This is a genomic window from Arthrobacter sp. fls2-241-R2A-172 (assembly GCF_030208885.1).
GTDB lineage: Bacteria > Actinomycetota > Actinomycetes > Actinomycetales > Micrococcaceae > Arthrobacter.
In genome coordinates, this window is record NZ_JARVTB010000017.1 from 87,432 (window position 1) to 98,708 (window position 11,277).

Annotated in this window: 9 protein-coding genes; 6 read left to right on the plus strand and 3 right to left on the minus strand. The window is 58.6% G+C overall.

The window, feature by feature from the left end:
• The first annotated feature begins 12 nt into the window (after positions 1 to 12).
• From hcaB to QRM57_RS19935, 3 genes are read left to right on the plus strand one after another with little or no spacing between them, the layout of a single operon-like run.
• Positions 13 to 864, plus strand: coding sequence for a 3-(cis-5,6-dihydroxycyclohexa-1,3-dien-1-yl)propanoate dehydrogenase (hcaB, locus tag QRM57_RS19925; protein ID WP_284987904.1), 852 nt, complete (start codon positions 13 to 15; stop codon positions 862 to 864).
• A complete protein-coding gene (locus tag QRM57_RS19930; RefSeq protein WP_284987905.1) occupies positions 861 to 2,435 on the plus strand; it encodes an acyl-CoA synthetase in 1,575 nt (524 codons plus the stop codon). Before hcaB ends, QRM57_RS19930 begins: the two co-directional genes overlap by 4 nt.
• Before the next feature lie 6 nt (positions 2,436 to 2,441).
• Positions 2,442 to 2,903, plus strand: a complete 462-nt coding sequence (locus tag QRM57_RS19935) for a GNAT family protein (protein WP_284987906.1) — start codon at positions 2,442 to 2,444, stop codon at positions 2,901 to 2,903.
• A gap of 102 nt (positions 2,904 to 3,005) precedes the next feature.
• Here the strand turns inward: QRM57_RS19935 and QRM57_RS19940 are convergent, their stop codons facing one another.
• Both QRM57_RS19940 and QRM57_RS19945 read right to left on the minus strand, forming a co-directional pair.
• Positions 3,006 to 3,377 carry a DDE-type integrase/transposase/recombinase gene (locus tag QRM57_RS19940; protein ID WP_284987907.1) on the minus strand — a complete coding sequence of 124 codons (372 nt, stop codon included), beginning with the start codon at positions 3,375 to 3,377 and terminating at the stop codon, positions 3,006 to 3,008.
• A gap of 413 nt (positions 3,378 to 3,790) precedes the next feature.
• Positions 3,791 to 4,603: an IclR family transcriptional regulator gene (locus QRM57_RS19945; protein WP_284987908.1), complete on the minus strand. Its 813-nt coding sequence runs from the start codon at positions 4,601 to 4,603 to the stop codon at positions 3,791 to 3,793.
• A gap of 147 nt (positions 4,604 to 4,750) precedes the next feature.
• On the opposite strand from QRM57_RS19945, the gene QRM57_RS19950 reads away from it, so the two are divergent.
• Positions 4,751 to 5,320 carry a helix-turn-helix domain-containing protein gene (locus tag QRM57_RS19950; protein ID WP_284987909.1) on the plus strand — a complete coding sequence of 190 codons (570 nt, stop codon included), beginning with the start codon at positions 4,751 to 4,753 and terminating at the stop codon, positions 5,318 to 5,320.
• Between the two features lie 110 nt (positions 5,321 to 5,430).
• Here the strand turns inward: QRM57_RS19950 and QRM57_RS19955 are convergent, their stop codons facing one another.
• A complete protein-coding gene (locus QRM57_RS19955) occupies positions 5,431 to 6,297 on the minus strand; it encodes an alpha/beta fold hydrolase (protein WP_284987910.1) in 867 nt (288 codons plus the stop codon).
• A gap of 876 nt (positions 6,298 to 7,173) precedes the next feature.
• On the opposite strand from QRM57_RS19955, the gene QRM57_RS19965 reads away from it, so the two are divergent.
• On the plus strand, positions 7,174 to 9,738 hold the full coding sequence (locus tag QRM57_RS19965) for a flavin-containing monooxygenase (RefSeq protein WP_284987911.1): 2,565 nt from the start codon (positions 7,174 to 7,176) through the stop codon (positions 9,736 to 9,738).
• Positions 9,739 to 9,888: 150 nt separating this feature from the next.
• A complete protein-coding gene (locus tag QRM57_RS19970; RefSeq protein ID WP_284987912.1) occupies positions 9,889 to 10,707 on the plus strand; it encodes an SDR family oxidoreductase in 819 nt (272 codons plus the stop codon).
• The last annotated feature ends 570 nt before the right edge of the window (positions 10,708 to 11,277 follow it).

Below are 11,277 nucleotides of genomic sequence, written 5' to 3' on the forward strand. Positions count from 1 at the left end.
AGTGAGGTAAACATGAGCGGAAATGCCTCCGCGGGATGGCTCAACGGTGACGTCGCCCTTATTACAGGCGGCGGATCCGGCATCGGCCGGGCCGTGGCCGAACGTTTTCTGGCCGAAGGCGCGTCTGTTGCCCTGTTCGGCCGGGATTATGACAAGCTGAAAGTCGTAGCTGAAGAATCAGGCGCCGGAGACAGGGTTCTCCCAGTAGCCGGCGACGTCCGAGATCCCGATTCACTTCATTTGGCGGTGCAGGAAACCGTCGATAATTTTGGCAAGCTTGACGTCCTGGTTCCTAACGCAGGCATCTGGGACTACAACAGATCCATTACGAGGCTCAGCGGCACAGAAGTGTCCGAGGCATTCGATGAACTGTTCGCCATCAACGTCAAAGGCTATCTTCTGACCGTCGAAGCGGCCTGGCGCGAACTGGTCAAGTCCCGCGGATCGATTGTGATGACCTTGTCTAACGCGTCCTTCCACTCAGCTGGTGGCGGTCCCATCTACACCGCGTCCAAGTTCGCCTGCCGTGGCTTGGTGACACAACTCGCATACGAGCTGGCGCCAAAAGTCAGGGTCAACGGCGTAGCTGTAGGGGGAATGAACACTGACCTCCGCGGGCCGGAGGCGATCGGCCTGAATGAGCGCTCCATCGCCGATTCTTTCGCCCGCTCAGAAGTCACCGGCAACAACCCCCTGATTCCGTTGCACGACGCATCGGTCGATCCCCGTGACTTCACCGGATCCTACGTCCTGCTGGGGTCACGCCTTAATTCCAGTAACATCACCGGCGCCATCATCCCGGCCGACGGTGGCATCGCCGTCAGGGGCTTCGGAGCCACGGCTGCAGGAGGAGACACCCTGTGACGAACGAAGTAGACATCAATCCAGTCACCGGCGTCCTCCGGCAGGCCCGCTATTTCCCTGGTCAGACTGCCCTGATATACGAAGATGAGAGCTTCGATTATGCGGCTTTGGCCGCCTCGATCGAAGAACAGGCCCGAGCCTTGGTCGGCCGCGGCGTCAGGCGCGGTGACCGCGTCGCATACCTCGGGCTGAACAGTAGTACCTTCTTGGTAACCATGATGGCGGCCTGGTGGGTGGGCGCCATTTTTGAGCCCTTCAACTTCCGTTTGGCACCGCGCGAAGTCGAACGTCTTATAGCCAAATCGACCCCGCGACTTCTCATCGTTGAGCCCGCACACCAAGAAGTCATCGACCGAGCAGACGGAATCGACCGCAGCGCCCTCGAACTTGTTCTTGTGGATAACGACGCCGCTGCCCCATTGCACGGGGAGGTCCCGAACAATTGGACTCCGCTGAGTGCCTTGTTGGCTTCTGGAGCGGCAGTGGAACCAGTCACCCCAGCCCCGGCGCATGAAGATGACCTTGCCATCCTTATGTTCACTTCAGGCACCACTGGTGAACCTAAAGGCGTCCAACTGACCTTCGGAAACATCTGGTGGAACTCGGTGAACGTAGACTCACTCGTCGACACTCGGAGGGGGGATGCCAATCTGGTGGTTGCGCCGCTGTTCCACATCGGCGCTCTGAATGCTCTGACCATTCGGCTGATGGTCCGCGGCGGACTAACGGTGGTCCGCCGGACCTTCGACCCGAGACGGACACTCAAAGACATCGAGGCGTACGGCATCTCACAGGCCTTCTTGGTGCCTGCCCAACTCTCGGCGATGCACCAGACGGACGAATTCGAGCTGCACGACATCTCCAGCCTGCGTGCACTGATATGCGCGGGCGCCCCTGTTCCGCCTGTTCTACTGAAACAGTACGAGTCAAAGGGCGTAGCTGTGCAGCAGGCTTGGGGCCTGACGGAAACATCCCCCTTCGCCACTTATCTGCCTGCCGAATTGACATACCGCAAGGCCGGTTCATGCGGTATCCCCATGCCATACTCCGATGTTCGTATCGTTGATCCCTTTTCCCTTCAGGACGTCAGTGACCCGGGTGAGACGGGAGAATTGTGGGTTCGGGGCCCCAACGTTACGCCCGGGTACTGGAACAACCCTGAAGCTACAGCGTCAGCCTTTCACCAGGGCTGGTTCCGCACGGGTGACATTGGATACGTCGACGAGGAAGGGTACTTCTTCATCGTCGACCGGCTTAAGGACATGATCATCACCGGCGGCGAGAACGTCTATCCCGCCGAGGTGGAGCGTGCCTTGATGGAATACCCCGGCGTCCTGGACGTGGCAGTCGTCGGAGTCGACGATTCCCAATGGGGCGAGTGTGTAGTTGCAGTGATGAGTTGCAAGGATGGCCTTGTGCCCACCGTAGAAGAAGTGCGGGAGTTCACCAGCAACTACCTCGCCCGCTACAAGCTCCCGAAGCGGCTGGTCCTCACCGGGTCCGTCCCCCGCAACGGCTCGGGCAAGCTGGACAGACACAGCATCAGGCAGCTCGTCAAGGACGAAGGGTAAACGGAAATGTCCACAGACGAAGTCGACATGCTGAAGTGGCCCGAGCCACTGCCGTCGTCCTGGCAGTGCGTCCGGACCGACGCGCCCGCGGGCCGTGAATCCACCTACCAGGTGACAAAGTACAATAAGCTGGCGGGCGAGGTGCGCGTGGTCTTTACTGTCGCACATCCAATCGGGGCAGCATACCCTGCAGGAGCGCGGGACCGGCTCCTCATACCTGACGCAGAGACAAGCGCCGCAGCCCTTCAGCTGGTTTCCGAGCAAGTCATGGCGAGTGATCCCGCCTGCCGGCGCCTGGTCCTGGCGGTTAGGGCGGGGGATGTTCCCGGAATTGCCCGCGGTGAAAGGGCCGGCTTCCGGTACGTTCTGGACGTTGATCTTCCGGACGGTTCCGTATCGTTGCTCGCTGCCGAGCCGGACGCGGTCTTGGAAAGTTCCCGGCATCTGGACGATATTCCCACCTCGTAGACACGTCCCTGGTCAGTGGCCCTTAGGGGTACTACCCCGGTTGCTTGTGGCGCGGCTGGCGGGTGAGGCTCCTTTGAGTGCAGCGTGAGGCCCGGCCTGATTTTAGTGCTCGATGAAGTCCTGGTAGAACGCTGGATCTTCAACCCCGTTGGCAGAGAACGCGGCGATCGCGTTGCGCATGAAGGCGGCGGCGGTTTCTTTGGTCTCGTCAGGCAGGATCTCTGAGTAGACGTAGCGGGAGTGGTCATCGACAGCATGGTGAATAGACGTGAAACCCCGAAGCAGCCCCCGGTTCCTGCGGGCGCCTTCAACCAGATTCCGCGCTCGTTTGTTCGCATCCCCGGCTACTCTTCCCAGGCTGCGGTGGCCTCCACCGTACGGGGTCCTGCCCCGTTTCTTCACCTCAACGTGGATCACTTCACCGGGCCAGGCCGATCCATAGCGGCGGACTCGTTCCTGCCGGACCCTTGCCACGGTTGCAGGATCGTGAAGCGCAGCCGCGGGCAGTGGTAGCAGTGGAGGATGCGATGGACTGTGGAGATGTTCAAGTGCAGGTGGTATGCAATTTTTGCCGGCCCCAAGCGCCTGGGGGTTCGCAGCCCATCGACCGGTTGTTCTGTCCGTAGGGCACTGCAGTGTGAGCATCTCAACTGCCGGCTGGGCAGGTAATGCATCTCAGCAGCTCCGAGCTCGACGTTACGCTTGAACCACCGGGCCAAACATTGAGCGAGCTTCAACCGCCCGGCAGGGGCAAGGATCGCGTTGAAGTGGGACACGAGGGCCTCCTGGTATCTGTGTTTCTCTCGAGGCTCCACACAACACCCGGAGGTCCTCTCTTCACTATGTCAATTCCCACCCCGTGTCACCAACGTACCGGGACAGTACACCTAGGCGCCCCGGACCAAGCGGAGCTGGTGCTGACGCTGTGCATTTGCTGCGGCGACAGCACGGCCCGCGGCGTAGCAGACCTTCCGCAGTGCACTAGCCTGTGATTCCGGGGCAAACTTTCCGGCCGGTCCCGAAACCGACATCGCGGCCACGGGCCGGCCATCGGACCCCATGATGGGTGCTGCAATACAGTTGAGCCCTGTGAGAATTTCCTCGCGGTCGAACGCCAGATTAGCCTTCCTGATTGTGGCGAGTTCGGCCCGGAAGGCATCCGGATCAGTGATCGTCGCAGGAGTCCACGCTGCCATTTCCGACCCCAGGACCTGTTCTGTAGCGTCCGGGTTATGAGACAGCAGAACCTTCCCCACTGCTGTGCAATACGCGGGAGCCCGGCCGCCGATGCGTGAGGGACTCCGGACCTGAAGGTGACCATAGAGCTTGTTCAGATAGACCACGTCCGTGCCTACAAGCACCGCGAGGTGGACAGTTTGGCGACTCATCTCGTAAAGATCTGCCAAGTAGGGTGTCAGTGCATCCCGGATCCGGCCGTGGGCAGCGGTCTCATTGCTGGCTCCGAGAGCATGGATGAGTTTGCCGAGCCGGTAGGCGTTTCCGGCCCTCTCGACGGCACCGCTGCGCTGCAGCATGGCCAGCACCCGGAATGCTGTCGACTTGGACATGTCCGACCGGCGTGCAAGCTCACTGACACCGACGCCGGTTAGTGCATCATTCCCAAACACGCTCAATAGGGCCATGGCCTTATCTACGGCGGCACGATCATCACGAGCTGTGGCAGCAACACTGGATGCCATAGTTTCCTCCAACGCTGGGGCGGCCCGTCCCGGGAGCAGAACCCCTTGAATTGGGCCCGTCCCTCTATAGCCGGCAATTCCAGTGTGCAACTCCCCCCAGGGTATGTCAAACATGACTTTTCGTCATTTATAAGTGACAATAGTGATGTGGCTATCAATGATCTTGTTTCCCGCAACATCCGTCGCTTCCGTGCAGAGCGGAACCTCACCCTTGGGGATCTGGCCCGGAAGGCTTCCCTTTCGAAGCAGACGTTATCCAAGATCGAACAGGGCGAAGGAAACCCCACAGTAGGGACACTGGAGGCCATTGGCGAAGCGTTGGGTCTTAGCTTCCGTAAATTGGTGACCGAGTGGGGAACCAAGACAACTGTCTCCCGCGCCAGTGACGCCGCCTGGGTGCGGACCGCGTTGGGCGAAGAGAGAAGCCTCGACAGGATCTACGGAACCGGCTACGTCCACACGCAGGTCGTCACAGTTGAACGAAGCCATCGCGCAAAGCTTGTTCCGGCCCGAAGCCCGGGAACGCTGTTCCAGGTGTATGTCATCGAAGGGCGGTTGGAGACAGGGCCGGAGAACGAGATGCTGGTACTTAGCACGGGCGACTTCGGCCGGTTCCCTGGGGACGTGGACCACGGATTCCGGAGCCTGGGTGGTCGAGCTGTCTTTCACCTAACAACGACTGCCCCCGAGGTGCCACAATTTACAACCGCCCAGTAGGGCTATGAGTGTTTAGCAGCCCGGCCCTTCCCGTGTCGGCGCATATGCCACCTAATGACGTGTGGCCGCCTCCTCCGGGAGACGGCCACAGCTCATCAGAGGTTTTCTGCTTAGGGGGTTACACCGCGGGCGGCCAAATACTGCTTGATGATCGTGTTGAATTCTTCGGCACGTTCGACCTGTGACCAGTGCCCGCACCGGCTGAAGATGTGCGCGTCGGCGGTGGGGATGACATTCAGCAGCTCCCAGGTACGCGAAACAGGAATGACAACGTCCTGAACACCATGAATGAGCAGGACAGGAATCTCCAGCCTGGAGAGCACATCGAAGTCGAGCGGCAGCTCCTCTCGATCGCGGTCGCGTGCGGCAACCACCTCCGCCAAGCGGTCTGAGGCCGTGTCGTTCATGGCCGCTTGGTAGCGCAATGAGACGAGTTCATCGGTGACCAGAGACGTGTCCACAACGAACAATTCCAAGGTCTTGCGGATGCCGGTTTCCGAAAGGTCTGGCTTGGAGTGGCCAGCCAGAGCGCCCGTCAGCTTGGCGCCGCCGGTACCCATCGAGACGACGCCCAACAGGCGCTCGGGGAAATCGATGGCGAATTGAAGGGCCAGCCACCCACCCAGCGAGTTGCCCACGATCCACGCCTTTTCGATGCCGAGTGCATCAAGGACGCGGACGGCATGGCGCACCCATTCCCGGATGCCATACTGCGTTCCTTCAGCAACCACGGACTGGCCGTAGCCGATGGAGTCAATTGCGATGCACCGCCCTTGTTCCGCGAGCTGCGGAAGGTTGAGCCACCAGTTAGCAGCTGCCGTGACTCCGGTGCCGGACCCGTGAAGAAAAAGGATGGGAGTACCCTCGCCGAGTTCGTGATAGTGGGTAAGCTCGCCGTCAGCGGTCTCGAGCCATTTGTCCTCCAGTCCGAAAAATGCGTCAGTAGTGTAGCTCGGAACTTGCAGCTGTGTGGTCATAATTGAGGCTCCAAAAATGGTCGTCCCGGCGTTCGGGAATGGTGGGGGCAGAACCCTGCATGGGCGTCATTATCAAGCTAGGCCAATCCGCGCGGGGCTGGGAGTCGGCGTTCCGCCATGCGGCACGTCACCTTACGTGCTCAGCAAGTCCGTACCTAACCTATCTGATGGTTTTCCTGTTCCAGTTATTGCTGGGAACGTCCAAGATGGATACGTGGAGGATCGGGTAGTGGGCCCAAAAAGCTTTGGCATCGAACCTTAATTGCTTCGGGGTCGCCCCGGCTACGGCCGCTGAATCTATGCACCAGTAATTGGCCCACCGAAGCGCTCAATGGCTTGCTCCAAAACCTCCGGGGCTCCGTCGTCGGCCTACGAAGCCTTGCCAACTACATCGCTTATCGCTACTCGAGACCGTCGGATTCATACGACAACTACACCCTCAAATGTGATGAGCCAGTTAATTAATTGGGGAACCCGACGGGAACCAGTGTCAGGGCATGACTCAGTGGGGCCATCTGATGCTTCCTGTCGCTTTCGCGAGTTCAACGGCGCCGAGGCGGCAGAGCTCGGGTATACGCCTGCGGCCATGTACTTACTAAAGCCTCCCCTGTTGCGTTGCTATCCCGTCGCCACGAGCACCACCACGGTGCCGTCCCCTTTTAACACGGCCAGATTCTGGGCATTGATGGAAATGACACGTTCCGATTCGCCAAATGGTCAATTGTTTCTGTTCTTGTCAGTCAAACGTCCGAAGACGTCGTGCGTTCCCTCAGTCAATGTAGTCCATGGCGGGGATCACATTCGAGGGTCTTGCCCCTCGTCTCACCAGGTATTCGTGTGAGCACCTCCCAGCCGACGACAGAGAGGATTTAGCAAATGACCAAACATCACGACGTTGTGGTGATCGGAGCCGGATTTTCAGGACTATACAGTGTCCACAAATTGCGCGATGAGTTGGGGCTGGACGTTCAGGGGTTCGAAGCTGCCGGCGGCGTCGGAGGCACCTGGTGGTGGAACCGGTACCCGGGAGCACGCTGTGATTTCGAGTCCGTGCATTATTCTTATTCGTTCTCTGAAGAGCTGCAGCGTGAGTGGAAGTGGACGGAGAAGTTCGCGTCCCAGCCCGAAATCCTCGCGTACCTAGAATGGGTAGCGGACAAGCTAGACGTCCGCCGTAGCTTCCGCTTTGGAACCCGGATCACATCAACAATCTGGGACGAGGATAATTCGCGTTGGCAAGTCGCGGCCGAAGACGGCTCCACATGCACCGCACGGTTCGTCATTTCGGGCGTCGGTGGGCTTTCAGTGCCCAAAGAGCCCGAGTTTGCAGGCGCGGACAGCTTCGAGGGTGAACTGTACTTCACGAGCAGCTGGCCTCATCATGAGGTCAACTTGGCAGGCAAGCGCGTTGCGGTTGTGGGTACAGGCTCGACTGGCATCCAAGTCATTCAGGAAGTCGCACGCCAGGCCGCGCACCTGACAGTCTTCCAGAGGACGGCCAATTTCGCTGCCCCCCTTGGCAACGAAAAACTTGAACCGGAGCGGCAGGAATGGAACGCAAAAAATCACGCAGAGCTCCGCGCAGGTTCGCGGCAGAGCCTTCTGGGCGTTCCTTACGAACCGGCCCGTCAATCGGCCCTCGAGGTATCCGAGGAAGAACGCAAAGCCGTCTATGACAAGAACTGGGCTGAAGGCGGATTCCGCATGCTTGCCTCAACATTCACCGATCTGTATTTCGATGAACGTGCCAACGACACCATTGCCGACTACATCCGGGGTCGCATACGGGAGAGGGTCAACGACCCGGCCACGGCGGAACTGCTGTGCCCGGATGACCACCCGTACGCTACGAAACGGCCCCCTTTTGAAACGGGCTATTACGAAGCCTTTAATCTCCCGCACGTGGATCTTGTCGATTTGCGTTCGGCGCCCATTGAGGAAATCACGCCCAAAGGGATCGCTACCACTGCTGCCCACTACGAGTTTGATCTGATCATCCTCGCCACCGGATTTGACGTATTTACGCGCCCCCAGCTGAACCTCGGATTGATCGGGCGGGAAGGGATTCGCCTTGAGGATAAGTGGGGGGGAAGTCCCGCCACCTATCTCGGTATTAGCACAGCTGGCTTCCCAAACCTCTTCATGATTAACGGACCCCAAAGCGCCGCAGCGCAGTACAACAGCCCTCTGGCGATCGAGGATCATGTCGATTTTGCTACCAAGGCTATATCCCACACTCTAAAATCCGGGGCGAAGACCATCGAGGCATCCGCGGAAGCAGAGCAGACCTGGGATGCGCTGGTTACAGGGATGCTCAACATGACACTTGTGCCTAAGGCGACCAACTCGTGGTTCAACGGCGACAATATTCCAGGTAAGGCACGGGCGGCCTACTACTTTGCGGGCGGGACACCGATGTATCGGGCGATCCTCAATCAGGTCCAGGACCGGACATTCGCCGGTTTCGCATTAGACGGTGGCGCACCGTTGAGGATCCCTCCGCTCGTTCGCCTGCACCCGTCGGCTGTGGCGGTTCTGGCTGGCATGTTGAACCAGGGGGTAAAACCGCTCGAAAATTGCACGCCGGAAGAGATGCGTGCATTGGTCGGTGCTATGACGAAAATGCAGGTTCCCGGCCCTGACCTCCAAGTCATTGAAGTAGAGGATCCGAATGCGCGGATCTATATTCCTGATGGCGATGGTCCGTTCCCTGTGGTGGTGTTTTACCACGGTGGGGGGTGGGTGGCTGGGTCTGTTGAAGTCGCGGACGCTCCTTGTCGACAGCTGGCCGACAAGCTTGGGGCCATCGTCGTCTCTGCTGCGTACCGTCTAGCTCCCGAGCACCCGTTCCCTGCCGCTACTGACGACACGTTCGCGGCACTGCAATGGACTGTCGAAAATATCGGTGCGTTCCGGGGCAATCCGGAACGGATCATGGTCATGGGCGAAAGCGCCGGCGCTACCCTCGCCGCCGTTGCCGCACTCCGTGCACGGGACGCTGGCATCGACCTGCTTGGCCAGGTGCTCGTCAACCCTGCCATTGACCCCGAGGCACAGACCGCTTCCAAGAATGAGTTCTTCGATGGGCCGTTCCTCACAGTTGCTGCGGGTGATGCCATATGGGCGGCCTATCTTTCGGGGGCCGAAATAACGGCCTATGCGGCCCCAGGGCGCGCAGAATCATTCGCAGGACTTGCTCCGGCGATCATTATCACCGTCGAATGTGACCCCACGCGCGACGAGGCGGAAGACTACGGGCGCGCTATGGAAGCTTCCGGCGTACCGGTTGTGACGCACCGTATTCCAGGGCAGATGCACGCAGTTTTCCCACTTACGGCGGTCATCCCGCAGGCAACCGAGATGCAGGACATCGTTGCGAAGTTCCTATCTGACCAGCTTCTGGAGCGCGGTCTCATAACCGCCAACGTCGTCGCCCATTAGACGTTTTCAGCCGACTGGCGTGCCGTAATCGCCGATGTCATTGGGACGCAATTGGGTATCCAACCCACTCGAAAACAAGAGGTCTCGGCCTTCTAAAGACAATTACACAAAGTAGGACCATAACTAGTTCGTATTGATAAGGAGAGAAACATGAGCGGGTTGGAGAACCTGACTGGTCGGGTCGCAGTAGTAACGGGCGGTGCTTCGGGGATCGGCAAGGGCGTGGCCCGACGACTTGTCGCTGCTGGTTGCCAGGTGGTGATCGCTGGCCCCGATGAAGGGCCGCTAGTTGAATCGGCAGAAGAAATCGGAGCATTCTGGTTCCGTGCCGATGTGACTGACGAAGCTTCCATTCGCGCTCTTGCGGATTATGTCATAGACACCTGTGGGCGGGTGGACATCCTGATTAACAATGCGGGGGTCGGGCCAATGGCTCCTATCGATGAGTTGACTATTGAAGACTTCCGGTGGGTGTTGGAGGTTAACCTCTTCGGCGTAATTTTAGGAACCAAAATTTTCCTTCCTTTACTGAAGGCAAACTTGGATGGCGGTCACCTAGTCAACGTGTCGTCTATGGCGGGGATCATTACGGGCCCTTGGATGGGTGCCTATGCGCCCTCCAAATTCGCCGTCTTGGCACTCACTGAAGTGCTGGCGGGCGAGCTGGCCGAAGAGGGGTCAGCCGTTGGAGCATCTGTACTGGTTCCCGCCCAAGTCAATACTGATATCAACAAGAACGCAGTAAATCGTCCCGGCAACAAAGACCCGGAGGCGGAAAGCAACAATGAAAAGCGCCTTCCTCCCCTCCGGCGGCTTGAACCCGAGGACGTCGGTGACATGGTGGTGGACGCCATTCGCAGTGGCTCGCTGTACATCGTTACCCATCCCGAAACCCTTCCTATGGTCCAGGCGAGACACCGGTCTATCGAGGCAGCCTTTTCATCCTTACCGAGCGTTCATGCTGTTTGATGTCCTGGTTTAGTTGACCAAGTACAACCCTGGCAAAGTAACCTCCGCGACGAAATAATGTCCGTCGGGCGTCGAAAGCGGCAAAAGACAGCTACTACCTAAAAGCCGTTCGAATTGGCAAACGTAAAGTCACCGGAAGACCAAGACGCATTCACCAGAACGACAGCAATGAACAAATTTGATTGTGCTCTCGGATCCCGACGCTTTTAGGTTGTCGTTTAACCGGGGATTTACTCGATCAAGCCCTCAACAGAGCTGAAGCCGCCCTAATGCCATACGGATGCCGGCAGTAGGCCGGACATTACATCAACAAGCTCGCCATGAATCCGTCCGCTTTCGAGCAACGTACGGTCGAAGTTTAACAGAATCATATTGAAAAACTTTCAATATGAGTCCAATAATTCTTTCCGTGAAACAAAACTCAAATTCTACCTTGATCAATAAGCAGCGATGTAACCCTTCCCGTAAGAGCCTGCTTTTACCGGCGGCCGGGCAAGCATGGCTGAAACGTTCAGAGACAAAGGAGTCATCATGACAGTAGAAACCCAGGCCACCGCCGCCGCTTCAGGT

Bases quoted from the DNA above. Each gene is read 5' to 3' on its own strand.
- hcaB (WP_284987904.1), top strand. From the start codon at position 13: ATGAGCGGAAATGCCTCCGCGGGATGGCTCAACGGTGACGTCGCCCTT.
- QRM57_RS19935 (WP_284987906.1), top strand. From the start codon at position 2,442: ATGTCCACAGACGAAGTCGACATGCTGAAGTGGCCCGAGCCACTGCCG.
- QRM57_RS19945 (WP_284987908.1), bottom strand. From the start codon at position 4,603: ATGGCATCCAGTGTTGCTGCCACAGCTCGTGATGATCGTGCCGCCGTA.
- QRM57_RS19955 (WP_284987910.1), bottom strand. From the start codon at position 6,297: ATGACCACACAGCTGCAAGTTCCGAGCTACACTACTGACGCATTTTTC.
- QRM57_RS19965 (WP_284987911.1), top strand. From the start codon at position 7,174: ATGACCAAACATCACGACGTTGTGGTGATCGGAGCCGGATTTTCAGGA.
- QRM57_RS19970 (WP_284987912.1), top strand. From the start codon at position 9,889: ATGAGCGGGTTGGAGAACCTGACTGGTCGGGTCGCAGTAGTAACGGGC.